Origin of the sequence: Geotalea uraniireducens Rf4, from assembly GCF_000016745.1 — a bacterium.
GTDB classification, from domain to species: domain Bacteria; phylum Desulfobacterota; class Desulfuromonadia; order Geobacterales; family Geobacteraceae; genus Geotalea; species Geotalea uraniireducens.
The window spans coordinates 4,883,864-4,908,660 of sequence record NC_009483.1; the positions used below are offsets into that span (position 1 = coordinate 4,883,864).

A 24,797-nucleotide genomic window follows, 5' to 3' on the forward strand; every position below is an offset into this window, starting at 1 on the left:
CTCACCGTGTAGTTTGAAATCCGCATGGTCGTTACTCATCGATCGATCGGCAAGTGGTTTCTATACCAGCCGACAATACCGTCGCTCACGTTGTAAACCTCGCCGTAACCCTTGCCTGCCAAAAAACCGGCCACGAGATTGGAACGGGAACCGACAGCGCAGTAAACCACAATCGTCCTGTTTTTGGGAACTTCGCCCAGACGGCGCTCTATTTCGTTGAGAGGGATCAGCACCGCCCCTTTCAAATGCGCCTGCCGGTACTCGTCCGGTGTACGTACATCGAGCAGGAAGGCGTTTTTGTTCTTCGCCAGCAGTGCGCGCGCCTGCAAGGAACTTATGTTCCTCTGCCCTGCGGCAATTGCCAATGATGCAGCGGTCAGAATGATTGCACTAATTAAACCCGTTTTCTTCATGTGGCTTTCTCCCCTCGTAATACTTTTGCCACACCCTCATACTTCCAGTGTGTATCCCACCTGAGCCGGGTGATAATGTCCCGGGAACTCCTTCGCCAGCCTGGCCGACGCGGCAAAACCGGTGCAATGGCTGCCGCAGATTTTCTGAACACCGGAAACGCGCAGGGCCTTGATCGTTTCAGCCAGTTGCGCCTGCGAACAAAAACCGAGATGGCTTCCGCCGATCACGGCATAGAGTTCGGTTATTCCCGTTTTTTCCCTTGCCAGTTCAATGGTGTTGATGATCCCGGCATGACAGCAGCCGAGGAGCAGCACCAGCCCCCTCGCTGTCCGCAGTATCAGTGATTGATCGTCGGGCAGGTGATCCGGTGAACAGCCCGCATCGTCACAAAAAAGGCCGGTGTCTCCCTGCTCGTAGGGTGTCGTTCTCGGCACTTCGCCGGTCAGAAAGATATCCGGCTCTATTTCGCGGAAAACCTCGCTGAGATTGAACGCAGCCCCCTGGCCACGCAGAAACTCCTCCCCATACGGGATGCCGATCGACTGGCTCTTCTCCCGGTCCCGTACCGCATAGCGACGGGCAAAAACACCCGGATGGGCATAAACCTCCTTGCCGCCGCAGCTCTGCAGCAAAGGCCACAAGCCGCCGGTATGGTCGTAATGGCCGTGGGAAAGAACGACTTTGCCGACTTTACGCAGGTCCCGGTTCATGCGCTGGGCGTTGTGCAGAAGCGTATTACCCTGACCTGTATCAAAGAGCACGGCGTCGCCTTCATGCTCCACCAGCGCGGCAAACCCATGCTCGCCGAGGGTTCCGGAGATCGGCCCTACGCTGTTATCGCAAAGGACGGTAATGCGGAATTTCATTTGCAATCGCACCCTTTCGGAAACTTCGGCACACCCGCCTTCTCCAGAATGGTCATCATCGGGCACCAGTTGGTGAAGCCCGACTGAAACAGGTTCAGCCCGACGAAAGCGGTAAACCAGAGCCAGTTGATGTTGTGGAAATGGGCCAGGGTAACCGACAACAAAATAAAAAACCCGGCGATGATCCTCAGCATTCTGTCAATGTACATCTTATTTCTCCTTTGTTTGTTGTTGACGACACCTCTTCCGGCGAAAACGGCTGTTCACCCTATCAAGGCGGCTCCTAAGACAGCAACTCCGCCACCTTCCCCGCCACATTGCCGGTGAGGATTGCGCATCCCCCTTTGCCGTTTTGCGTGATGATCTTGCAGCAGGTGGCGCCGTACTGCTCCTTGAACCACTTGTGCAGTTCGCGGGTGAGGGCCATCACTCGCTTTTTGTCGTCTTGCAGGACGAGCCCAATGGCGATGGTTCCGCCGGCAACCGCACCGCAGAGGCAGCCGGAGCCTGACCCGCCGCCGAAACCGGCGGCCAGCCGGACCACCTCATCGGCGACCGTCGGTGCGAAATTGTTCTTTACTGCGGCCAGGACCGCCTCGGCACAGTGCATTTTGCCGGAACGATACAGACCTTCTGCCTCGGCAGCCACCTTTCCAACCATCCCCTCGACCGCCACCTCATCTGTTTTCGACTTTGACCAGAACATCAAACCTCCAGAAACTTGCGAATATTGTTTATTTTGCTTTGTATTTCTCCGGGACAACCCCGCGTCACCCCTCGTTACTCACCGTCTGTCTCCTCTCCTTCCACGACTGCACCATATAGTAGAGGATCGGTATGGTGATCCTGGAGAGGGTCGTCGATGCTATTTCTCCGCACATCATGGCCAGCGCCAGCCCCTGGAATATGGGATCGAAGACGATGACGAAACTCCCCACCACTACCGCTGCTGCGGTCAGGAGCATGGGACGGAAGCGGACCGCCCCCGCGTCGATGATCGCTTCGTCGAGAGGCATCCCCTCCCGCCTCCTCAGTTCGGCGAAATCGATGAGGATGATGGAGTTCCTGACGATGATCCCTGCCAGGGCAATGAAGCCGATCATGCTGGTGGCGGTAAAGAACGCACCCATCAGCGCATGTCCCGGCAGGATGCCGATCAGGGTGAGCGGAATGGGGGCCATGATCACGAGTGGTGTCGTGAAATCCCGGAACCAGGCCACCACGAGCACGTAAATGATGATCATGACAGCGCCGAAGGCGAGCCCCAGGTCGCGAAATACCTCGTAGGTGATGTGCCATTCGCCGTCCCACTTGAGCCCCGGCCGCTCCTCGCTCCAGGGCTGGCTGGCAGCCCGTTGCTCGATCTTGTAGCCGCCGGCAAGCGGTATCTTGTCGATCTCCTTCTGCATCTTGAGGATAGCGTAGACAGGCGCCTCCACCACCCCGGCCACGTCGCCGGTGACGTACACCACGCTCTTCAGGTTCTTCCGGTAGAGGGTTTTCTCTTCATCAGCCCGGCTCACCCGGACGAGCTGGGACAACGGCACATTCCCCCTGGGTCCCGGCACGTAGATGGATGAAAGCGAGCTTACGGAGCTTCGCTGGTCGATGGGGAGCCGCAGGTTGATGGCGACCGGCTCCTTCTCCTTCGGCAGATGGAGCATACCCGCATCCATGCCCCCCAAGGCCATCTGCAAGGTTTTCACCACATCCTCGCCGGCAATTCCGGAAAGCGCCGCCTTTTCCTTATCCACTTCAAAGGTGTATTTCGCCTGGTTGTCCTCGACATACCAGTCCGTGTCGACCACGCCGGCGGTCTTTTTGAAGATCTCCTTCACCTGGGCCGCGATCTTAAGCCTCGTCTCCTGGTCAGGTCCGTAGATCTCCGCCACGAGCGTGGAAAGTACCGGTGGCCCCGGCGGGATCTCCGCCACCTTGATCCGCGCGGCATAACGGTCGGCAACTGATTTTAGCACCGGCCTGATCCTTTTGGCAATATCGTGCGACTGATCGCTCCGCTCCGTCTTGTTCACGAAATTCACCTGGATATCGGCCACGTTGGGGCCTTTGCGCAAGTAGTAGTGGCGCACCAGCCCGTTGAAATTAAAGGGGGAACTCACCCCCACATAGGTCTGGAAATCTGTCACCTCCGGCACCTTGCGTAGCGCATCCCCCATTTCTGCGGTCATTCGGGCGGTTTCCTCCAGTGTCGTGCCATCCGGCGCATCGACGATCACCTGGAGCTCGTTCTTGTTGTCGAAGGGGAGCATCTTGACCGTCACCAGCTTGAAGTAGATGAGCGAGCAGGAGATGAGGAGCAGGGCGACTACCCCGGCGAGGAAACCGTAGCGGATCGGCTTCCTGTGCAGCAACGCCCCCATAATCTTGCGGTAAAAGGCCGTAAGCCGCGACTCTTCCGCCTCCCTTTCGGAGCCGAAGTGTGATTCACCCTTCATGAAACGGTATGCGAAATAGGGGGTGACGATAAAGGCGATCAGGAGCGAAAAAATCATGGCCAAGCTTGCACCGACCGGAATCGGCCGCATGTAGGGCCCCATCAGACCGCCGACGAAACCCATCGGCAGGATCGAGGCTATGACGGCAAAGGTGGCCAGCACCGTCGGATTGCCGATCTCATCCACTGCCCTGATAGCGGCTTCCAGGGGGGCAAGCCTGGTAGTGGTAAAGTAGCGGTGAATATTTTCGACAACGACGATGGCATCGTCCACCAGGATGCCGATGGAGAAAATCAGGGCAAAGAGAGTGATGCGATTGAGGGTATAACCGATCTGATTAAAGATCAGCATGGTCAGAGCCAATGTCACGGGTATGGCGATTGCCGCCACCGCGCCGGCCCGCCACCCCATGAATACGGCAATCAGGATGGTTACCGAGATCGCCGCAAGGAACATGTGAAAGAGGAGCTCATTGTTTTTCTCCTTGGCCGTTTCTCCGTAATTGCGGGTTACGGTAACCTGAACATCGGAAGGGATCAGCTTCCCCTTGAGAAACTCCGCGCGCTTCAACATGTCTTCGGCCACCCAAGTAGCGTTTGCCCCCTTGCGCTTGGCCACGGAAATGGTCACCGCTGGAAAGCTGGCCGCGTTATTGCCCTTTATCCCTTTTTTCGCTGCCGCAGGGCCCATGCCGAAGAAGACGTAATCCTTCGCCTCCTCAGGGCCGTCCTGCACTATTGCCACTTCCTCCAGATAAACCGGCCGGCCGTCATGGACAGCGACCACGATCCGTTTTACCGCCTCTGCATCATCGAGAAACGTTCCCGTTTGCACCAGGTACTCCCTGTTGCTGCTGGCAAAAGCACCTGACGCGAGCGCGACATTTCCCTTTTGCAGGGCGCCCATGATCTGCAGCGGTGACAGGCTGTAGGCCGCCATCTTGCCCGCATCGAGCCGAACCTTTACCTGTCGGGTGAGACCACCCTTTATCTCGCTTTCTGCCACATCGTCGCTTTTCTTCAGCTCGTCACACAGTTCGCTAGCCACACGTCGCAAGGCGTAATGGTCGTAATGTTCCGACCAGAGGGTCAGGGTAAGAATCGGCACATCATCTATCGACTTGGGGACCACGAGCGGCTCGCCGCTCCCGGGAGGAAGAATGCCGCGGTTGCTCATCACCTTGTTGTAGAGCTTGACCAGCGATTCTTCCATGTTCTGACCGACCAGGAAGCGCACGGTAACAATCCCCATGCCAGGTCGGCTGGCGGAATATATGTACTCAACCCCCTTGATCTCCCACATCTTTTTCTCAAAGGGTTTGACGATCCGCTCCTCCACTTCCTTCGGGGTTGAACCCGGCAGCGGCAGATAGATGTCGATCATCGGCACGACTATTTGCGGTTCTTCCTCACGCGGCGTCACCAAAACTGCATAAACGCCGAGCAGGAGCGAGGCCGCGACAATCAATGGGGTAAGCTTCGAGTTGATGAAGGCTCGGGCGATCCCACCGGCAAAACCCAACTTATTCATGTCAATCTCCGTGGAATTTCAACTCTTGATTCAACAAACAATAAATCATAAAGGAGCGGTTATCGTGCTCAACGGGCAAGCAGCGCATCTGCCGATGCTATTCGGCCTTTGCGCCATCGACAGCCTTCTCCACTCCGGCGGTTACGACCAGTTCACCTGCTGACAGACCGGAGAGGATTTCCACCTTGTCAGCAACGCCTTTGCCGGTTTTTACCAAACGCATTCCCACTCTGTGCTCCTTGTCCACCACCCAGACAAGCGTAAGCGCACCCCTTTCGACGACGGCGCTTTTAGGTATCAGCACCCCTTTCCTTTTGCCGGTAGCGAACAGTGCCCGGCCGTAAACACCGGAACGTAAACCTTTCGCAGCAAGGTCAATCTTTGCGATAAAGGTCCTGCTCATCGGGTCAACGGTCGGAACCACCTCGACCACTCTCCCGCTTGTTTCTGCATCGCTCCCCTCTATTGCAACACGGACCGCATCGCCTATTTTCACCCTTCCCAGCATTGTTTCAGGCACGGCGACATCCAGCCTGTAATTGCCCTCTTCTTCTACGGTTATCAGCGGCATGCCGGGCAGTACGGTCATGCCGACGTCTACGGCCTTTGCAGTGACTATGCCGGCTATCGGCGCCGCGATCTTGGCATATCCGGCCACGGCATCTGCCGCTTTGGCATTTCCACGTGCCTGTGCCAGCCGCGCCTCTGCGCGGGCCAGCCCTTGTGCGGCCAGCTCCTTCTCCGTTTGCCTGCCGTCGAATTCCTGCCTGGTCACTGCCTGCTCGTCATAGAGCTTATGGAATCTGTCAAATGTTGTATCTGCAAGTTTTTTGCGCGCGAGAGCCTCATCAATACCACGCCTTGCTTCTTCCACAGCAGCGGATGCCGCTTCTGCCGCGGCCGAGCTTTCATTGGCTTCAAGTGTTATCAGATGCTTCCCTCTGGCAACCCGGTCCCCTTCCTTTGCCGAAATGGTTCTAACGATGCCGGAGATGCGGGCGGCAATAAGTGCGGTATTTTTCGACTTGACAGTACCCACCGCTTCAAGGAGTTCGGGTATATCGCTCTCTGTGACTTTCTCCGTGGAAAGTCCCTTTACATGGGGCACGTCCTGTGGGATTGCCCCCTCCTTCATCTTTTCACTGCATCCGGGAAGGACGGAGAGTGTTGCGATAAACATCAGGCAGGCTACGACCGCCCCAATCCTTTTCATTTCATGACCTCCTGCAAAAATGTCCCTGCGGCCAGATATATATCTGCAGCAGAGAGTGCGAGCTGGTTTTCCGTATCGATTACATTTGCCCTCGCCCTGTTCAGGGCTGTCTGCGCATCCAGCAGCTCGGACATTGTTGCCAGAGAGTTCTGAAAACGCTTCTCCAACAGGCGTACGCTTTCATCAGCATCCACAGACGAGTTACGGGCTACTTCCAATTTTTTCAGAGCCTCCTGATAGCGGAGAAAGCTTTCCATGACCTGCAAATCAACTTCCTGCCTATAATCATCTACATACTCTGCTGCAGCCTTTTCCAGCGCCACGTTTTTCTTTACTTCATTGCGTCTCCTCATCCCGTCAAACAATTCCCAACGAAGTGTTGCACCGACAAACCAGGAATCATTATCATTACCAAACGGGACGTCCCGATCATTGAGCTGATATGAAGCGTCTGCATAAATCGTCGGCAGATATGCGCTACGCGCCATTTTCACCCCCAATGCCGCTTTGTCCACATCCTTTTCCATCGTCTTCATGTCTATGCGATTTTGCAGTGCAAGTTTTTTGAGATCGTCAATACCCATTACCGGATGCATTACGTCAATGCCATCGCTTATATCGAGCAGCTCCCCGGCATTGCCGGCTGTGGCCCTTGTAAGCTTCATTTTAGCCAGAAGAAGGTTGTTATTTGCGGTTATATTCTGTTGTTCGACCTCAGAAACAAAGGTCCGGGCTCTCAATTCGTCAGATTTCAACCCCGCACCAGCTTCGCTTCTGACAACGGCTAGCCTCTGATGCTCCCTCGCATCGATCAATGCTTGTTCTGTTGCTTTCAGGTAAGCCCTGGCCCGACGTATTTCAAGATATGCTGAATATACTTTTGCGGCAACCTCCTGGCGACGGCCTTCCAACAAAAGGTCACGCTTTTTTTCCTCGTTTTTCACCATTTCAACACCCTGGCCAATGGAAAGATCAAACAGAGGTTGTTCGAGTATGAGCTTTGTGCTGAAATCGTTAGATGCCTTGGGATGATTGAGGTTTGAGATCTCAAAATCGCTTGCACCAAACCGTCCCTGATCAAGTTTCATCATGAATACCCTGGTCGGAGCGTTTGATGCAACCACACCTTCCTCCATGAGGATGCGCGGCAGATAGCGGCTCTTCTTAATCGATTCCTCGCTTGTGGCAGCCGTTCTTTCAAATCCGGCAGCTTTTATCAGATGATGTCTCTCCAGGGCTAGGCTTATTGCCTCCCGCAGAGTAACATTAGCGTTTCCGGCATAGGCGGAAACCGGTAATGCAAGAATCACAGCCATGCTAATTATTATTTTTCTCACTGATTCACTCCATTGATCGCTTTCAAACACAGCCATTTCTTATATATGGATTTTTATATATATTCTTCATCATATTGTCAAGCTAATTATAGCTCACTTGGCCACTAATTCATTTTCTTTAATATTGAATATTAATTGCAATAAAACGATGCACAATCATCATAATCTGACGACTTGCATCATCAGGTAATAGTCAAATATGCAGGTCCTTCATCATCCTGTTCACGGAACGATATACATTTGTCTGTAATTGGAGTGCTGGACAATAAAAAAAAGTCCCCCTGAATTCACAGGGGGACTTTTATATTCAATGTATGAAAATATAACTTAGAACAAGACGGCCTTCTGGGCAAGCTGCAGGAGATACCCGGGAATCACTCCGGGAATCATAACGCCGGCCACAGAAATGAACAGGCAAAGTGCAATGGCGGGTGTTACCTTTACCCAATCAAACTCTTCGACAGGATCTTTCATGTACATGAAAACCATAACGCGCAAATAATAATAAACAGATGCCGCGCTGTTTAAAACGCCTATGATAGCCAGTCCGATATAACCGGATTTAATAGCCGCAGAGAAGAGGTAGAACTTTCCGACAAAACCGACCATTGGCGGAATACCCGCAAGTGAAAAGAGAAAAATAGCCATAATCAGTGCAAGCACAGGACGCCTGAAACCTAAACCTGCATAATCGGAGACATTGTTGTTCGCCTCGCCCTTTTTGCCAATCAGTATGATGATGGCAAAAGCACCGATATTCATAAAGGCGTAGGAGAGCATGTAGAACAGGATACCTGCTGCACCCTCGGCATTCCCGGCCGTAAAACCAACCAGTGCATAGCCGGCATGTGCGATCGAAGAATACGCAAGCATGCGTTTGATGTTGTCCTGGCTTAAAGCGATGATGTTACCAACCGTCATGGTCAATACGGCAAGTATCCAAAGCAGATCAGTCCAATCCGCCTTAAGGGTTGGGAAAGCAAACACGAGTACCCTGATGAAGGCGGCAAATCCGGCAGCCTTCGGACCGGCAGACATGAAAGCCGTCATCGGTGTCGGCGCACCTTCGTACACATCAGGCGTCCACATATGGAAGGGAGCGGCGGCAATTTTGAACGAAAAGCCAATCGCTATAAGTAGCATACCGACAAGGAACATCGGGTTGGCTGTAACCGATCCGTTTTGAGCAACATATGCTGCAATGTTGGCTATCTTGGTCGTGCCCGTCGAACCATACGTAAGCGCCATACCATAGAGGAGAAACCCGGTGGAAAAGGCTCCAAGCAGGAAGTACTTGAGGCCGGCTTCATTCGACTTAATATTATTCCTATTGAAACCAGCAAGCACGTAAAGGGAAACAGACAGCACCTCGAGTCCGAGGAAGATGGTCATCAAATCGGTGCCGGATGCCATCAGCATCATGCCGGCAGTGGCGAGCAGTATCAATGGATATAGTTCACCGTGATTACACTCTTCACGCTCCATGTACTGGTCACTTATCAGGATTGTCAGGGCCGCTGACAGCAAAAATATCGCTTTAAAGAAAAGTGCGAAATTATCTTGGATCACCGAACCATTGAAACCTTCCCTGATTGCCTGCGGAGCATCCCAACCGTTAAAGACACTTACAGCAGAAACGATAATGCCTATCAAGCTTAAATATCCCAGGTAGGCCTTCTGTTTGCCAGGGACAAAGACATTGACCAGCAGGAGCACCATGGCGAAGACTGAAAGGATTGTCTCAGGCATCACCGCGGTAAAGTTTATGGCTGGCATAGCGATTGTTTCCATCTAATTTCCTCCGGTAGCTATTCTAAACGGTTCTATTTCACTTCAGCTGCGGTAGCTGCCTGGGGTGCAGCCTGTGGCATAATCTGCATCTGCTGCACTACTGGCGCAGGCTGATTGGCGGCAACCTGCTTCGTCTTGACATGTTGGATCAAGTTGTCGATGGACGGTGTCATCTTGTCGAGAAACGGCTTGGGATAAACACCCATGAAGAATATCAGTACAAGCAGAGGCAACATTATAACGATTTCTCTTGCGTTCAGATCCTTGAGTACCTGATTTTTCGGATTATTGAGTTCTCCGAACATTACACGCTGGAACATCCATAACATATAGACAGCAGAGAGGATGACGCCGCTTGATGCGATTATTGAATACCATCTGATGCTGCTTTCAAAAGAGCCGATCAAGACGAGGAACTCACCGACAAAGCCGTTTGTTCCAGGCAAACCGATGGAAGAAAGGGTAACAATCATGAAGATAGTTGCAAATACGGGCATCTGCTTGGAAAGGCCGCCGAAATCGGTAATAAGCCGCGTGTGACGACGTTCATAAATGAAGCCGACGATAAGGAACAGTGCCCCGGTTGAAACACCATGATTAAGCATCTGCAACATGCCACCGGCAATCCCTTGCTGGTTAAGGGCAAAAACACCAAGCATGACAAAACCAAGATGCGCTACTGATGAGTACGCAACCAACTTCTTCACATCTTCCTGGACCATGGCAACCAGTGCAGCGTAAATAATGCCGATTACAGAAAGAGTAGCAATAAGTGGCGTAAACTGCGCCGTTGCAATCGGGAAAAGCGGGATGGCAAAACGGACAAAGCCGTAGGTACCCATCTTCAGGAGCACTGCTGCAAGTATTACAGAACCGGCTGTAGGTGCTTCGGTGTGGGCATCCGGCAACCATGTGTGTAAGGGGAACATGGGAACCTTAATTGCGAAGGCCAGGGCAAATGCAAGGAACATCCATGTCTGAGTAGCTGGGTCAAGTGACAACTGATAGAATTTCAACAGATTAAAATCGCCCCCCCCTGCTTTGAAATAGAGGGTAATGAGCGCAACAAGCATGAGGAGTGAGCCAACCATGGTGTAGATAAAAAACTTAACCGCTGCATAAATCTTATTCTTGCCACCCCAGATACCGATGATGAAATACATCGGAATAAGCATTACTTCCCAGAAAATGTAGAAAAGGAACAGGTCGAGAGAAATAAACGCACCGAGCATGCCGACTTCGAGCAGAAGCAGGCAGATCATGTATTCCTTCACCTTTTCTTCAACCGCTGTCCAGGTCGAAAGTATGGCGATAGGCATGATGAAGGTTGTCAGGATTACAAGCCAGAGGCTTATCCCATCGATGCCGATATGGTAGTTCATCTGAAACGGGCCTGCTGCGATCCAGGGTATCATTTCGACAAACTGAAACTCGGCATTATTCTGAAATCCCGTAACCAGAGGTAGCGACACTATAAATGCTATCAGAGAAATTCCAAGGGCAATTCCCCTCGAGACCGCGTGGCTGTTCTTATTTACAAAGAATAGGAGAAATACCCCTAACAGCGGCAGGAAAGTTATTATGCTCAGTAACGCAGGCATCTGGTTCATTTACTCTGCTCCTTTTACTTCTGACAAAAATTATCTAATTCCTAGCGAAAAATGTAATAACCGACAATCACAACCATGCCCAGAGCCATCGAAAAGGCATAGTTATGGACATAACCCGATTGAATGTTTCTCAGTACTGCACTGAAACCGATTACTGTCTTGGCTACACCGTTGACTATGCCGTCAACCACGAGCACATCAAAACCCTTCCAGAGAAATCTGCCGATTGCTTTGCAGGGATTGACAAAGAGGAAGTCGTAGAGTTCGTCGATATACCACTTATTGTAGACAGCCTTATGCAGACCCGGGAATGCAGCGGTAAACTTTGCCGGTATTGATGGTGAAACTATATAGAGTGCATAAGCTATGCTGATGCCAATTACTGCGATGATTACAGAAGTACCCATCAAACCCCACTCAAGGGAGGCGCTGTGATGCGCAGCAGCATGACCGTGCTCCTTGGCGAACTCTTCGGAGATCCTGAAAACCGGCTCAAGATAGTGTTCAAAGTAATTGGGTATCCCGCCGAACATTTCACCGATCAACTTAGGTATGCCAACGTAGCCGCCTACAACGGCCAGGGTACCCAGAACCATGAGCGGCAAGGTGATGACAAACGGCGATTCGTGGAGATGGTCTTTAGCCTTTGGATTAATGCGGCATTCGCCAAAGAACGTCATGAACACAAGACGGAACATATAGAACGCTGTGAAACCGGCTGCAACGGCGCCTGTTCCCCAGAGTATATAGTTGAGGTTACCATGGTACGGATTGGCAAACGCTTGCCAGAGGATCTCGTCCTTTGAAAAGAATCCGGAGAAGCCGGGGATACCTGCTATGGCTATGGTAGATACCAGAAAAGTCAGGAAGGTGATCGGCATCTTGGATTTCAATCCACCCATGTTGCGCATATCCTGGGCATCATCGTGGGAATGTGCGTGGTGCAATGCATGGTGCATGGAGTGAATAACCGATCCTGAACCAAGAAACAGACATGCCTTGAAGAATGCGTGGGTCATCAGGTGGAATACGCCGGCGGCAAATGCACCGACCCCCATGGCCAAGAACATGAAACCGAGCTGGGATACCGTGGAATAGGCAAGAACTCGCTTGATGTCGTTCTGGGCTGTGCCGATGGTTGCGGCAAAGATAGCTGTTGCCGCACCGACGCAAGCAATAACAAGCATCGTCTCAGGAGCTTTGATGAATATGAAGTTCATGCGACCGATCATGTAAACACCGGCGGTAACCATTGTCGCAGCATGGATGAGCGCAGAAACAGGGGTCGGACCTTCCATCGCGTCCGGGAGCCAGGTGTAAAGCGGAATCTGAGCTGACTTGCCGGTCGCACCAAGGAAGAAGCATAATGTAATGATAGTTACAACTCCGCCAATGGGAAGCAGATGTGAAGCCTGGCCAAGCTGGACAAAATTTATCGTCCAGACATTATGGTTATGGCCGAGGTACCAGAAGAGTGTAAATAAGCCGAGAAGAAAACCAAAGTCACCGACCCTGTTCATGACGAATGCTTTTTTGCCTGCATCGCCGGCAGATTTCTTATGGAAATAATACCCGATGAGCAGATAGGAACAGAGACCGACACCTTCCCAGCCGACAAACATGAGCAACAGGTTATTGCCGAGAACCAGAAGCAGCATGGAAAATGTAAACAGGTTCAAGTAGGTGAAGTAGCGGTAGAATCCTTCTTCTCCGTGCATATAACCAATCGAATAGAGATGGATAAGGAAACCGACACCGGTAACAACCATTATCATTAAAGCTGAAAGCGGATCTATGAGAAAACCGATATCTGCTTTAAAGTTACCGGACTGAATCCAGGTAAAGAGGTTCAGTTCGAATAAACGCTCTTCACTGGGAAGCGACAGTAACTTGAACAGTATGCTGCAAGAAACCAGGAAAGAACCAAAGACCATTAACGATCCGATCCCGCCTATAATCTTCTCATTCTTTATTGATTTGCCGAATAGGCCGTTGATTACCACACCTATGAGTGGGAAAAGTGGGATCAACCATACGTATTCAAACATTCCTGACTCCTTTATCTGATAGTTTCCTTAAATTTAACGCTGTAACTACCATTTCATGAGATTGACATCTTCAACGTCAATCGACTCTCTATTTTTATAGAAGGCAATCATAAGAGCAAGGCCGACCGCTGCTTCAGCAGCTGCGACCGTCATAACGAAGAATACAAAGATCTGGCCGTCAATGTTGCCAAGATATTTGGAAAAAGCAATAAAGGTCAGGTTTACTGCGTTCAGCATCATCTCGACACACATGAAGATCACAATGGCATTTCTTCTGACAAGTACGCCGATAGTACCTATTGAGAATAATATTGCGCTGAGTATTAGATAGTTGTTTAAGGCTAACATGTCTTTACTCCTGAGTTCTTTAAATTTTTCTTTTAGTGAGAATCACGGCGCCGATGATTGCTACAAGCAGCAGCAACGATGTTATTTCAAAGGGGAGCAAGAATTCTGTGTACAAAGCCTTACCTATGAGTTCGACATGACCAACCCGTTCAACCAATGCGGTATCCATGACGCCCTTGTTGCCGGTCAGTGAGCTTCTGAACAGGAAATAACATGTCTGGAACAGAACCAAAAGACCGATTATGCTGCCTGCCAGTATCGCATGTGTGGTTTTTCTGCCGGTTTCAGTTCTTATGTTGAGCAGCATGATTACAAAAACAATCAGAACCATAATCGCGCCGGCATAGACAATCACCTGTATGGCTGCCATAAATGGGGCATCCAGCATAACGTAAAAGGTCGCAAGGCAAAAGAAGGTCATGACCAGCGAAAGGGCACTGTTGATCGGATTTTTGCAGGTTATAACCAGAATGCTGGATATGACAGCCACCGCTGCCACGATGATGAAGAATAACGATTCTAGCATTGACTGCTCCTTTATTTCTTTTCTAAAAGTCTTTCCTTGGTAAAGATGAAATCCTGTCGTTTATAACTGGCAAGCTCAAACGTGTCCGTCATTCGTATGGCATCTACGGGACATGCTTCTACACAGTAGCCGCAAAAGATGCAACGCAGCATATCTATCTCATATTTTGCGGCGAACTTGTCATGGTTCTCATCCTCACCCGCCTCAACCGTAATGCATTTAGCAGGGCAGACTGTCGGACAGAGATAGCAGGCAACACATTTCGCCCGGTCATGTGAAACATTGAGCGCGTGGAGACCCCTGAAACCCGGTTCTATTTTAGGTCTCTCGTCAGGATACTGAAGAGTGACCGGTTTCTGAAAAAGATGTTTTAATGTGATCTGTAAACCTTTAAGCAACGGCATTATCATGGTGATACCTCGCCTGTAAATTAAATATTATTTAAAAAGCGTAACGACTATTCCCGTAACCACGACATTCAAAAGCGTCAGTGGCAGGAATACTTTCCAGCCAAGGCCCATCAGCTGATCATAACGATATCGGGGATATGTAGCCCTGATCCACATGCAGCAGAATATAAGGAAATACACCTTGGCAACGAAATTTATTACCGGGAAGAAAGGACCATGCCAGCCGCCAAGAAAAAGTGTGGTAGTAACGGCGCAAACCGTAATCATATTCGCATATTCAGCCATAAAGAACATGGCGTATTTCATACTTGAATACTCTGTACAAAAGCCTGATACAAGTTCAGTCTCAGCCTCTGGGAGGTCGAATGGTGTGCGGTTTATTTCTGCCAGAGAGCAGATAAAGAAGATTATGAATGCCAGCGGCTGCTTGAAGGCGTACCAATTTGTTATGAAGCCAGCCTGGTCGGCGACGATCTTATGTAGCGAGAGAGATTCTGACAGCATAAAAACGGCGACTATGGCAAGCCCTGCTGCCAACTCATATGAGACCATCTGCGCGGAGGCGCGAAGCCCGCCGAGCAACGAATATTTACTGTTTGAAGACCAACCGGCCAGGACTATGCCATAGACGCCAAGTGAAGCCATACCAAGGATATAAAGAACCCCGACATTAACATCAAGCACAGCCCCGGTAGCCTGATCGTTAATTACTGCGGCAATCTGCAAGGGGATCTTGTAACCGGCAACCTCGATCGTATCGCCAAATGGAATTACCGCAAACGCAATAAAGGCGGGGACCAGCGCAACAAGTGGTGCAATAAGGAATGCAAATTTACTCGATTGCGCAGGGATGATCTCTTCTTTGAAAAAAAGCTTGATCCCATCGGCAATCGGTTGTAGCAAACCGTGCCAGCCAGTTCTCATCGGGCCGAGACGTACCTGCATGTGCCCAATTATCTTCCTCTCTGCATAGGTTGCATAAGCGACCGTCAATAGTACAAAGACAAAGGCTACGAGCACTTTGGCAATCATTGCTATGTAGTACGCAACTGGCAGTCCTAAGATTAGCGTATCCATCTGATTGTCTTCCCCTCTTTAGTGAATTTAGCTATAACTTCAGTTGTTATTTGCTTATGCTTACCCAGATTACCGGAGTGCCGTCAGTGACGGTATTTACAGACTGTTCTGCAAAATGGTAGGGAGCAAAAACAACCCCTTGCGGCATCCTGACATTAACCTTGGCCTTCAGTTTGATTTCACCTGTAGTCGACTTGATGGTAAGCATATCGTTTTCGCTTATTTTCAATTCAGCGGCATCTTGTCGACTCAGTTCTGCATAACCTTCAGGACACACGTGCATTGGTCCTTCACCGTATCGGGACATGGTTCCACAATGATAGAGAGCACTACCTGTTACCATTGCAAATTTACCCGTTTCTGCTTTCACAGGTGCTGCTGCTACCGGCACGAATTTGGCTTTCGTCGTAACAGGTATTATCTGGCCATTTTCACCCAGACCGTCGTAAGAAAGATCTTTATATCCCGGCACATTCTCCGCGATCTCAGCAAAAACCTCAGAGGCATTTGCGTATGTCGTGCCACCGAGAATTCCATTGAGGCTGCTCAGGATGTCAAGATCGCTCCGAGAAAGGCCGATTGGCTTGATTGCTTTGTTGACGCGTTGTACCGTCCTGCCGACGCTGGTAAATGTACCGTCTTTTTCTGCAAATGAGCACGCTGGAAGAACCACATGGGCCTTTTCTGCCGTCTCAGTGAGGAAGAGGTCCTGTACAACCAGGAATTCAACCTTGTCCAGGGCTGCCTCAATCTTTTTCCTGTTGGGGTAGGAAATCACCGGGTTTTCACCCGCTACATAAAGAGCCTTGACAGTGCCGGCAGCACAGCTGTCGATTATGGTCGCGGCGTTCTTACCCTTCGAAGTCGGGTAGATACCCATATCAAGAGCACCCTGGCTATTGTTCTTCTCGCCCATGATCAGGACACCGCAACCTTCTTTACCGATCCTTCCGGTAAGCAGCGCCAGGTTGATTACCGCCTGAGCCAGTTCCTTACCGTGGCCGGAATAACCCAAACCGATCGGCAGCAGAATCAGTGCCTTTTCTGCCTTGGCGTAATCACTCGCCAGAGCCTTAATTTCATCAGCAGACATGCCGCAGGCTTCAGCCACCTTACTTGGTGCGTAAGATTCCAATGTCTGCTTTAATTCATCCAACCCTGCGACGGTAGTCGCAGCTGCATCGACCAGATTCTCATCGATAATTGCTTTTGCCAGGGCGTTTAGCAGAACGACCTCATTGCCCGGTTTATGGACATATGTTTTTGCCTTGGGAAGTTTTGACAGTTTACCGCGCTTGTCAGAGACTATCCTTAGGTCGACATCCTTGCGTTTCACGCCAAGATTTATTTCAAAACCCAATACCGGATGAGTTTCATAGGCATCGGTCTTTACTACAAGAAGCAGATCGGTTTTCTGAATATCAGCGATTGTTGAAGGAGAAGCAGCGTATCCGAGACTCTCCAGAGCACCTGAAGTGAGAGCACTGTGTGCAAACCCGGCGGAATGATCAATGTTTTCAGAACCTAGTGTCTCTCTGAATAACTTACCGTACAGGAACAGTTCCTCGTTGGTTAGCCTTGGCGTCACCAGTCCCGCCACACTATCAGCACCTGACGCTTTTGCTTCACGCAAGCGGTCAGCAACAAGTGACAGCGCCTCTTCCCACGAGGCTTCTACCAGTTTCCCGTTTTTGCGAATAAGCGGTGTTGTCAGTCGATTATCGCTATTTACAAACTGATAACCGAATCGCCCTCGTGTGCAAAGCTGGCCATTGTGAAAACCCTGGTTTTCATCATAAATGGTCGTCAGGACTTTATTGTCTTTGACACCTAAGGTCAGTTGACAGCCGGTGCCACAGTATGAACAGACAGTTTTTACCTTGTTCAACGACCACCAGCGCGCCTTGAACTTGAATGGGCGTGAAATAAGTGCGCCAACCGGACAAACAGAAACGCATGAGCCACAGAATTCGCAATTTAGAGGGCCATCGAACTCCGTACCCATTTTTGCTTCAATACCACGGCTGATGAAGGTGTATGCACCATACGAAACAATCTCGTCACATATCCGTGCGCATTTGCCGCAGTGAATACAGCGATTCATATCGCGCTCAATAAGCGGGTTTTCGTAGTCTATCTTATGATGAAACTTCTCATCATGGAACTTGTTGGTGTTTACCTTGTATTCATAGGTCAAGTTCTGCAAATCACAGTCGCCAGCTGCATCACACACCGGACAGTCAATGGGGTGCTTGAGCAGCAGCAGTTCCAACACCATTTTCCTGGCCTTGATAATCTCAGGTGTCGTTGTTGTAACAGTCATTCCTTCCGTTACCGGCGTGGTGCAGGCAGGGATTAAACGCCCCTTCATCTGCTCTACCTCGACAAGACACATACGGCAACCGCCAAACGGATGCAATTTCTTATCGTGACACAGAATGGGAATTTTTATACCGGCTGACTTGGCCGCATCAAAAATGGTAGCGTCTTTAGGTACCGTCACCTTTTTATCATCGATTGTAAGATTAACCATCTCGACCCTCTGTTCTCCCTCGGATGTATACTTGATGATCAGCTACTCAATGGCCATGAAACGGCATGCGTCATAGCAGGACTTGCATTTGGTACATTTTTCTTTATCCAGATAAGCGACCTTGCCCTTTTCCCAGATAATAGCATTGGAAGGGCAGGCTTTGAGACACGCACCGCATTTAACGCACTTGTCCTCGACAACTTGCCATAAAAGAAGTTCCTTACAGCAGTTTGACGGGCAGCGCTTGTCATTGATGTGTGCCTCATACTCATGACGGAAATATTTAACTGTAGACAGGATCGGGTTTGGCGCCGTCTGTCCAAGACCGCAAAGAGAGGCTTTTTTAATGGTAGCACCCATCTCCAGCAGAGTATCAATATCGCTTGCCTGGCCACGTCCTTCGGTGATGCGCTCCAGAATATCAAGCATTGCTTTAAGACCAATACGACAGGGAACACATTTGCCGCATGACTCCATCCTGGTAAAGGTCAGGAAGAACCTGGCCACATCCACCATGCAGGTCGTTTCATCCATGACGACCAGGCCTCCGGAACCCATCATGGCGCCTGCCTTGATCAGGGAATCGTAGTCTACCGGGGTGTCAAGGACCTCCGCCGGGATACAACCACCGGAAGGACCACCTGCCTGAACCGCCTTGAATTTGCGGTTGTTGGCGATTCCTCCGCAGACGTCATAAATAACCTGGCGCACAGACATGCCTGCAGCAACCTCCACCAACCCCGTGTGCTTAACCTTGCCGGTAACGGCGAAGATCTTCGTGCCTTTGGTGGTGTCAGTGCCGAGGGAAGCATACCAATCTGCACCCTTGTTGATTATGTGGCGAACGTTGGCAAAGGTTTCAACGTTGTTGATGTTCGTCGGTTTGCCCCAAAGTCCTTTAACCGCAGGAAACGGCGGACGTGGTCGAGGCATGCCACGCTCACCCTCGATGGATGCCATAAGCGCAGTCTCTTCACCGCAGACAAACGCTCCAGCCCCCATCTTGATGCGCATATCGAAGTCAAAACCCCATCCCTGGATGTTTTTGCCTAGCCAGCCCTTCTCGTAGCAGATGTCAATGGCGTGCTGAAGGCGCTGAATGGCCAGTGGGTACTCGGCACGAACATATACATAGCCATAATAACAACCAATGGCATAGGCGGAAATCATCATCCCCTCAATAATACAGAAGGGATCACCTTCGAGGACGGAACGGTCCATGAAGGCACCGGGGTCCCCCTCATCGGCATTGCAGATTAAATACTTCTTGTCGCCAGGCGAGGCCGCACAAAAAGACCACTTCATGCCGGTGGGGAAGCCGCCCCCCCCCCTGCCGCGAAGGCCGGACTTTTTGACTTCATCAATTACTTCTGCAGGCTTCATCGTCTTGATACATTTTTCTATTGCTTTGAAGCCGTCTTCCTCTAGGTAAGCTTCCAGGCTGTCAGGATCAATCTGACCGCAGCCGGTCATAACTACCCGCATCTGTTGATCGACAAAGGTATTGTAATAAGGCTTGGCTTTTTTCTTTTCTATAGGGGTATTATTAACAATATGCTCATCGATGATATTGGCAACATCCTCGGGAACAACGAAGTCATAAGTAACCCTGCCTAGTTCAGGCGTAATGACATCGACAAGGACGTCGTTTGCACACAGACCGCGGCAGCCGGTCTTGATAACATCGCACCGCTTTCCGACTACGGCATTGATGCCTTTTTCCTCAATCAGTCTGGTAAATTCCAGCTCTACCTTTTTTGCACCAGCCGATATGCCGCCGGTACCTTGACAGATTAATATTTTGATCGCTGCATTTTCGCTCATAACAAATGGTCCCCTACTGGAAAGTATAGAGCTGTTCTATTTCATCGGCCGCTGACTGTAGTCGGCAATGATTCCTTCAACTTTCTGAACCGTCATCTTACCGAACGTATCATCATTAACCATTGCCAGCGGCGCCATACCACAGGCACCAAGGCAGGCAACCTTCTCAAAGGTGAAGCGCAGATCCGGTGATGTTTCCGCATGACCGATATGCAGTTTATCGAAGAACGTATCGACAATGCGCTCGGCACCCTGAACGTGGCACGCCGTTCCCACGCAAACCCTGATGATGAACTTCCCACGAGGCTTGAGGTGAAACTGTGCATAAAACGTAAGGACACCATATATCTGACTGGGATAGACATTGAGTCTTTCAGCTACAAGGTCAATAGTAGGTCTTGGTATATAACCGTACTCGTCCTGTATCCCCTGCAGAACAGGCATAAGGTTCCCTGGCAGCGTCAGAAATTTATCTATAATCTGGTTGGCTGCAGCTAAATCTATTTCTTCTGTTGGAAGCACTTCGGCTGGAGCGTCACTCATGTACTCCATCTCCTTTTGTACGTTGGAGTTACCTGTCAATTTCACCAAGGACGATATCAAGCGTTCCAATGACCGCGACCAGATCGGCAATCATGGCGCCCTTAGCCATTTTCTCAATAGCCTGCAAATTAACGAATGATGGCGGACGAATCCTCATCCTATACGGTTTTGTGCTGCCATCGCTGACCAGATAGTAGCCAAGCTCACCCTTGGGAGCCTCAACCGACTGGTATACTTCTCCTTCCGGAGTAGAGAAACCTTCACTGGCAATTTTGAAGTGATGTATGAGACCCTCGATGGAGTTATATACGTTTTCCTTCGGCGGATAGCATATCTGCGGCTCGTCAGCGAGCACCGGACCCGGTTTCAGTGAATCAAGGGCCTGCCTGATTATCTTGACCGATTCACGCATTTCCACAAGACGTACCTTGTAACGATCGAATGTATCGCAGTTCTCTCCAACCGGCACCTTGAAATCATATTTTTCATAACCGCTGTAGGGATTGTCCCGCCTGAGGTCCCAGTCCACACCAGAGCCACGCAATGCAGGACCGGTAATGCCATAGTCTATTGCATCCTCAGCCGATATCACGCCATTACCTATGGTTCTTTGCAACCATATGGTGTTTTTGGTCAACAGCCCTTCATAGGTATCAAAATGTCCCGGAAAGGTATCCAGTACTTCTCGAACCGCAGCAGTGAAACCTTCGGGGATATCCTTGGAAAGGCCGCCAACCCGGAAGAAATTGCTGGTCATCCGGGCGCCTGAAACCATTTCATAAATATCCATGATATTTTCGCGCTCGCGGAAAGCATAGAGGAAAACCGTCATGGCGCCTATATCGAGGGCGTGACAGGCAATCCAGACAAGATGTGACTTGAGCCTTGTGAGCTCCGCCATAATTACACGAATGACCTGAGCCCTCTCAGGCACATCAATACCAAGCAGTTTTTCCACTGCCAGAACATAGCCAAGATTGTTGCTCATGGGAGCCAAGTAATCAAGACGGTCCGTAAGCGGAATGGTCTGATGATAAGTCCGATGCTCGGAAAGCTTTTCTATGCCCCGGTGCAGATAACCGATATGGGGCGTAACTTTTTGAATTATTTCGCCGTCGAGCTCGACAATCAGACGCAACACGCCATGTGTACTTGGATGTTGCGGCCCCATGTTTATTGTCATTATCTCTGTACTAGCCATTGTTCGCCTCTATAGTAAGATAGATACTGATCATTAATTGATTAGGACAACCGCCCCTTATATGGTTCGCGATCCGGCCCCTGCAACGGGTAATCTTTGCGGAGTGGATGTCCTACCCAGTCATCGGTCATCATGATTCTACGGAGATCGGGATGATTCTTGAAAATTATCCCCATAAGGTCATAGGCTTCCCTCTCCAACCAGTTAGCCGTTGTCCAGACCCCGCAAACAGTATCGATAGTACACTCACCTTCCGTTACCGGCGCCTTGATACGGAGTCGATCCTTATTAGGAATAGAGTAAATATTGTAGACCACCATGAATCTGGGATCTTTTCCCAGATAGTCAACTGCTGTTACGTCAGTCAGGAGGTTATAGCGCAGCTCTTCCTTAAGGAATTTGCATAATGCAACTATGTCTTCCTTTCTTACGATAACAGTTACCTCACCGCGAAATTCCTTCACTTCAAGGATTGAGGAAGCAAATTTTTCACGAAGTTTGATTACTGCTCTATTATTTTCAGCCATATCAGCCATACCTTTTCCTTTGGTATTTTGATAATTAAATTAGGCGGCCGGTTCCAGCCTGTCACCGAGGCCTATCGCAGAGCCAAACGAATTCCGCTCCTTACCAATCTTATCCTGTAATTTCATAAGGCCATAAAGCAGCGCTTCCGGTCTCGGGGGGCACCCAGGAATATAGACATCGACGGGCAATGCCTCATCGACTCCCTGCACTACACTATAAGTATCGAAAACACCGCCGGAACAGGCACACGCGCCCATCGCAATTACCCACTTAGGCTCGGGCATCTGCTCATAGACCGTCTTGATGACTGGCAGCATTTTTTTGGTGACGGTACCTGCTATGATAATACAGTCTGACTGCCTCGGTGAGGCGCGAAAGATTATGCCGAAACGGTCAAGGTCGTGCTTGGCTGCGCCGGTCGCCATCATTTCGATAGCGCAACAAGCAAGACCAAAGGTCATCGGCCAAATGGAGGACTTTCTCGCCCAGTTAACCAGGCCGTCCAGGGAAGCCGTAACAATGTTATCGCCCAATGGTTGCTCTACTCCCATTCCAACGCTCCTTTTTTCCAGACATAAATATAACCGACAAAAAGAATTACTATGAATACGCCCATCTCCATGAGGCCGAACATTCCCAACCTCTTAAACAGCACTGCCCATGGGTAGAGAAAAACAGCCTCAATATCGAACAATATAAACAACATGGCGATGATATAGAATTTTATCGAGAAGCGCTCCCGAGCACTGCCAACCGGCTCACATCCACACTCGTAAGGCGCCATCTTTACCACTGAAGGCTTTTTCTGGCCGATAAGCGATGAAAAAATAAGCGAGCCGCACCCGAAGAGCACCGCAACAACGACTAGAACAATAATTGGCAGATAGGCACCAAGCATCTTCTCTATCCTCCTAAACCCTTGAAATATTCACTAACTATCAGCGTTTTCTATTGCATGTAAATTGGCTTGCTGTCTGTCTGTATACGTTTCTTAGCTCGTATACTGTATACAACATCGCGAAATTTATTTCATTTACCCTACTTTGTCAAGGAAAAAAAACCCATGATTAACCGCTTTTATAATTTAAACTTAGTCTTCCCATGCACTCTGCTTAATTCACTTGACACGACGAGCTCATGTATGCTACCACCCCCTAATAAAGGCATTAAAATTAATATGTTAGGGGTATTAATCCATGAACTACAGCCGTTCTGAACTCTTATTCCAGGAAGCGCAAAAAGCCATTCCCGGCGGCGTAAACAGCCCTGTCCGTGCCTTCAAATCCGTCGGCACAGACCCTTTATTCATCGAGAAAGCGTCCGGATCCAGAATTTACGACGTTGATGGCAATGAGTTTATTGATTATGTCGGATCATGGGGCCCCATGATTCTCGGGCACTGCCATCCACAGGTTGTCGCCGCCGTGAAGTCAGCCGTCGACAATGGTTGCAGTTTCGGCGCGCCCACAGAACTGGAAATCACCCTGGCCGAAATGGTCATCGAAGCAGTTCCATCCATTGAGATGGTAAGGATGGTTAGTTCCGGCACTGAAGCGACCATGAGCGCCATCCGCCTTGCCAGAGGCTATACCGGCAGAGACAAGATACTGAAGTTTTCAGGATGCTACCACGGTCACTCTGACTCGCTTCTTGTTAAAGCCGGCTCCGGTGCCGCCACTTTCGGCGTACCCGACTCGCCCGGCGTGCCGCAGGATTTTGCCAAGCATACCTTAACTGCCACCTATAATGATCTGGAGTCAGTTAACAAGCTCGTCGCCGAGAACAAAAACCAGATTTCCTGCATTATAGTCGAACCTGTTGCCGGCAACATGGGCACAGTTCCCCCCAGAGAAGGCTTTCTCGAGGGCCTCCGCTCTCTCTGCACAGAAGAAGGCATCGTACTGATTTTCGACGAGGTGATGTCTGGTTTCAGGGTAGCCTATGGCGGAGCGCAGGAACTTTATAACGTTACCCCGGACATGACCACCCTCGGCAAGATCATCGGCGGCGGACTCCCAGTCGGCGCTTTCGGCGGCAAAAAGGAGATCATGTCCCTCCTTTCTCCATCTGGCGGAGTTTACCAGGCCGGGACACTTTCCGGCAACCCCCTGGCCATGACTGCAGGCATAGAAACGCTCAAACTGCTCCAGACAGAAGGCTTCTACCAGGATCTGGACAGGAAAAGCGACTATGTCGCTTCCGGCATCGCCAAGGCAGCAAAAGATGCCGGTTTCCCCATATATTCGACCAGGGTAGGCAGTATGTTTTGCGCATTTTTTTCCAAGAAGCCGGTCTATGACTGGACTTCGGCCGCAGCTTGCGACACCAAAGCTTTCGCCAAATATTTCCGTCTGATGCTCGATGAGGGGATTTACCTTGCGCCATCCCAGTTTGAAACCGCCTTCGTTTCAATAGCCCATTCCACCGATGATCTTGACAAGACCATTGCCGCCGCTGCGAAGGCTTTCAAATCTCTCTAATCAGCAGCACAATCGCAGAGGCGCACAGCCTGCGTCTCTGCTGTTTATTTATTTTAATTGGG

Annotated in this window: 22 protein-coding genes; 1 reads left to right on the forward strand and 21 read right to left on the reverse strand. The window is 50.3% G+C overall.

The features are described from left to right. Positions 1–35 precede the first annotated feature (35 nt). The 21 genes from GURA_RS21480 to GURA_RS21580 all read right to left on the reverse strand — a co-directional run bounded on the left by GURA_RS21480 (position 36) and on the right by GURA_RS21580 (position 23,153). Positions 36–413: a rhodanese-like domain-containing protein gene (locus GURA_RS21480; protein ID WP_011940998.1), complete on the reverse strand. Its 378-nt coding sequence runs from the start codon at positions 411–413 to the stop codon at positions 36–38. Between the two features lie 36 nt (positions 414–449). Further along, the gene (locus GURA_RS21485; RefSeq protein WP_011940999.1) at positions 450–1,280 is read right to left on the reverse strand and encodes an MBL fold metallo-hydrolase; all 831 of its coding nucleotides are present in this window, start codon (positions 1,278–1,280) and stop codon (positions 450–452) included. Beyond that, a complete protein-coding gene (locus tag GURA_RS21490) occupies positions 1,277–1,489 on the reverse strand; it encodes a YgaP family membrane protein (RefSeq protein WP_011941000.1) in 213 nt (70 codons plus the stop codon). Before GURA_RS21490 ends, GURA_RS21485 begins: the two co-directional genes overlap by 4 nt. A 74-nt stretch (positions 1,490–1,563) precedes the next feature. After that, the gene (locus GURA_RS21495) at positions 1,564–1,986 is read right to left on the reverse strand and encodes a C-GCAxxG-C-C family protein (RefSeq protein WP_041245602.1); all 423 of its coding nucleotides are present in this window, start codon (positions 1,984–1,986) and stop codon (positions 1,564–1,566) included. Between the two features lie 64 nt (positions 1,987–2,050). Continuing rightward, positions 2,051–5,266, reverse strand: coding sequence for an efflux RND transporter permease subunit (locus GURA_RS21500; protein WP_011941002.1), 3,216 nt, complete (start codon positions 5,264–5,266; stop codon positions 2,051–2,053). A gap of 97 nt (positions 5,267–5,363) precedes the next feature. Beyond that, the gene (locus GURA_RS21505; protein ID WP_011941003.1) at positions 5,364–6,479 is read right to left on the reverse strand and encodes an efflux RND transporter periplasmic adaptor subunit; all 1,116 of its coding nucleotides are present in this window, start codon (positions 6,477–6,479) and stop codon (positions 5,364–5,366) included. Beyond that, positions 6,476–7,816, reverse strand: coding sequence for a TolC family protein (locus GURA_RS21510; RefSeq protein ID WP_232278953.1), 1,341 nt, complete (start codon positions 7,814–7,816; stop codon positions 6,476–6,478). The genes GURA_RS21505 and GURA_RS21510 overlap by 4 nt, the downstream gene beginning before the upstream one ends. Positions 7,817–8,143: 327 nt before the next feature. Then, complete coding sequence (locus tag GURA_RS21515) at positions 8,144–9,607, reverse strand: NADH-quinone oxidoreductase subunit N (RefSeq protein ID WP_011941005.1); 1,464 nt, start codon at positions 9,605–9,607, stop codon at positions 8,144–8,146. Between the two features lie 32 nt (positions 9,608–9,639). Further along, positions 9,640–11,217, reverse strand: a complete 1,578-nt coding sequence (locus GURA_RS21520) for an NADH-quinone oxidoreductase subunit M (RefSeq protein ID WP_011941006.1) — start codon at positions 11,215–11,217, stop codon at positions 9,640–9,642. Between the two features lie 41 nt (positions 11,218–11,258). Next, positions 11,259–13,265, reverse strand: a complete 2,007-nt coding sequence (nuoL, locus tag GURA_RS21525) for an NADH-quinone oxidoreductase subunit L (protein WP_011941007.1) — start codon at positions 13,263–13,265, stop codon at positions 11,259–11,261. A gap of 45 nt (positions 13,266–13,310) precedes the next feature. Further along, positions 13,311–13,613 (reverse strand): NADH-quinone oxidoreductase subunit NuoK, encoded by a 303-nt coding sequence (gene nuoK / locus GURA_RS21530; RefSeq protein WP_011941008.1) that lies wholly within the window; start codon positions 13,611–13,613, stop codon positions 13,311–13,313. Between the two features lie 19 nt (positions 13,614–13,632). Beyond that, positions 13,633–14,139 carry an NADH-quinone oxidoreductase subunit J gene (locus GURA_RS21535; RefSeq protein ID WP_011941009.1) on the reverse strand — a complete coding sequence of 169 codons (507 nt, stop codon included), beginning with the start codon at positions 14,137–14,139 and terminating at the stop codon, positions 13,633–13,635. 11 nt (positions 14,140–14,150) lie between these two features. Beyond that, positions 14,151–14,549: an NADH-quinone oxidoreductase subunit NuoI gene (nuoI, locus tag GURA_RS21540; protein ID WP_011941010.1), complete on the reverse strand. Its 399-nt coding sequence runs from the start codon at positions 14,547–14,549 to the stop codon at positions 14,151–14,153. Between the two features lie 27 nt (positions 14,550–14,576). Further along, the gene (gene nuoH / locus GURA_RS21545) at positions 14,577–15,626 is read right to left on the reverse strand and encodes an NADH-quinone oxidoreductase subunit NuoH (protein WP_011941011.1); all 1,050 of its coding nucleotides are present in this window, start codon (positions 15,624–15,626) and stop codon (positions 14,577–14,579) included. A 46-nt stretch (positions 15,627–15,672) separates the two neighbouring features. Continuing rightward, complete coding sequence (locus tag GURA_RS21550; protein ID WP_011941012.1) at positions 15,673–18,159, reverse strand: molybdopterin-dependent oxidoreductase; 2,487 nt, start codon at positions 18,157–18,159, stop codon at positions 15,673–15,675. A 42-nt stretch (positions 18,160–18,201) separates the two neighbouring features. Then, on the reverse strand, positions 18,202–19,983 hold the full coding sequence (gene nuoF / locus GURA_RS21555; protein ID WP_011941013.1) for an NADH-quinone oxidoreductase subunit NuoF: 1,782 nt from the start codon (positions 19,981–19,983) through the stop codon (positions 18,202–18,204). A 36-nt stretch (positions 19,984–20,019) separates the two neighbouring features. Further along, positions 20,020–20,526, reverse strand: a complete 507-nt coding sequence (locus tag GURA_RS21560; RefSeq protein ID WP_011941014.1) for an NADH-quinone oxidoreductase subunit NuoE family protein — start codon at positions 20,524–20,526, stop codon at positions 20,020–20,022. Positions 20,527–20,554: 28 nt separating this feature from the next. Then, positions 20,555–21,727, reverse strand: coding sequence for an NADH dehydrogenase (quinone) subunit D (gene nuoD / locus GURA_RS21565; protein ID WP_011941015.1), 1,173 nt, complete (start codon positions 21,725–21,727; stop codon positions 20,555–20,557). Positions 21,728–21,768: 41 nt separating this feature from the next. Beyond that, positions 21,769–22,254 (reverse strand): NADH-quinone oxidoreductase subunit C, encoded by a 486-nt coding sequence (locus GURA_RS21570; RefSeq protein WP_041246211.1) that lies wholly within the window; start codon positions 22,252–22,254, stop codon positions 21,769–21,771. Positions 22,255–22,293: 39 nt separating this feature from the next. Next, positions 22,294–22,806 carry a NuoB/complex I 20 kDa subunit family protein gene (locus tag GURA_RS21575; protein WP_011941017.1) on the reverse strand — a complete coding sequence of 171 codons (513 nt, stop codon included), beginning with the start codon at positions 22,804–22,806 and terminating at the stop codon, positions 22,294–22,296. Next, complete coding sequence (locus GURA_RS21580; RefSeq protein ID WP_011941018.1) at positions 22,797–23,153, reverse strand: NADH-quinone oxidoreductase subunit A; 357 nt, start codon at positions 23,151–23,153, stop codon at positions 22,797–22,799. The genes GURA_RS21575 and GURA_RS21580 overlap by 10 nt, the downstream gene beginning before the upstream one ends. A 298-nt stretch (positions 23,154–23,451) precedes the next feature. Here GURA_RS21580 and hemL point away from each other — a divergent pair, with 298 nt between their 5' ends. Continuing rightward, positions 23,452–24,735: a glutamate-1-semialdehyde 2,1-aminomutase gene (gene hemL, locus GURA_RS21585; protein WP_011941019.1), complete on the forward strand. Its 1,284-nt coding sequence runs from the start codon at positions 23,452–23,454 to the stop codon at positions 24,733–24,735. Positions 24,736–24,797 lie beyond the last annotated feature (62 nt).

Coding starts and splice junctions, on each gene's coding strand:
- GURA_RS21480 (WP_011940998.1), bottom strand. CDS start 413: ATGAAGAAAACGGGTTTAATTAGTGCAATCATTCTGACCGCTGCATCA.
- GURA_RS21485 (WP_011940999.1), bottom strand. CDS start 1,280: ATGAAATTCCGCATTACCGTCCTTTGCGATAACAGCGTAGGGCCGATC.
- GURA_RS21490 (WP_011941000.1), bottom strand. CDS start 1,489: ATGTACATTGACAGAATGCTGAGGATCATCGCCGGGTTTTTTATTTTG.
- GURA_RS21495 (WP_041245602.1), bottom strand. CDS start 1,986: ATGTTCTGGTCAAAGTCGAAAACAGATGAGGTGGCGGTCGAGGGGATG.
- GURA_RS21500 (WP_011941002.1), bottom strand. CDS start 5,266: ATGAATAAGTTGGGTTTTGCCGGTGGGATCGCCCGAGCCTTCATCAAC.
- GURA_RS21505 (WP_011941003.1), bottom strand. CDS start 6,479: ATGAAAAGGATTGGGGCGGTCGTAGCCTGCCTGATGTTTATCGCAACA.
- GURA_RS21515 (WP_011941005.1), bottom strand. CDS start 9,607: ATGGAAACAATCGCTATGCCAGCCATAAACTTTACCGCGGTGATGCCT.
- GURA_RS21520 (WP_011941006.1), bottom strand. CDS start 11,217: ATGAACCAGATGCCTGCGTTACTGAGCATAATAACTTTCCTGCCGCTG.
- nuoL (WP_011941007.1), bottom strand. CDS start 13,265: ATGTTTGAATACGTATGGTTGATCCCACTTTTCCCACTCATAGGTGTG.
- nuoK (WP_011941008.1), bottom strand. CDS start 13,613: ATGTTAGCCTTAAACAACTATCTAATACTCAGCGCAATATTATTCTCA.
- GURA_RS21535 (WP_011941009.1), bottom strand. CDS start 14,139: ATGCTAGAATCGTTATTCTTCATCATCGTGGCAGCGGTGGCTGTCATA.
- nuoI (WP_011941010.1), bottom strand. CDS start 14,549: ATGATAATGCCGTTGCTTAAAGGTTTACAGATCACATTAAAACATCTT.
- nuoH (WP_011941011.1), bottom strand. CDS start 15,626: ATGGATACGCTAATCTTAGGACTGCCAGTTGCGTACTACATAGCAATG.
- GURA_RS21550 (WP_011941012.1), bottom strand. CDS start 18,159: ATGGTTAATCTTACAATCGATGATAAAAAGGTGACGGTACCTAAAGAC.
- nuoF (WP_011941013.1), bottom strand. CDS start 19,983: ATGAGCGAAAATGCAGCGATCAAAATATTAATCTGTCAAGGTACCGGC.
- GURA_RS21560 (WP_011941014.1), bottom strand. CDS start 20,526: ATGAGTGACGCTCCAGCCGAAGTGCTTCCAACAGAAGAAATAGATTTA.
- nuoD (WP_011941015.1), bottom strand. CDS start 21,727: ATGGCTAGTACAGAGATAATGACAATAAACATGGGGCCGCAACATCCA.
- GURA_RS21570 (WP_041246211.1), bottom strand. CDS start 22,254: ATGGCTGAAAATAATAGAGCAGTAATCAAACTTCGTGAAAAATTTGCT.
- GURA_RS21575 (WP_011941017.1), bottom strand. CDS start 22,806: ATGGGAGTAGAGCAACCATTGGGCGATAACATTGTTACGGCTTCCCTG.
- GURA_RS21580 (WP_011941018.1), bottom strand. CDS start 23,153: ATGCTTGGTGCCTATCTGCCAATTATTGTTCTAGTCGTTGTTGCGGTG.
- hemL (WP_011941019.1), top strand. CDS start 23,452: ATGAACTACAGCCGTTCTGAACTCTTATTCCAGGAAGCGCAAAAAGCC.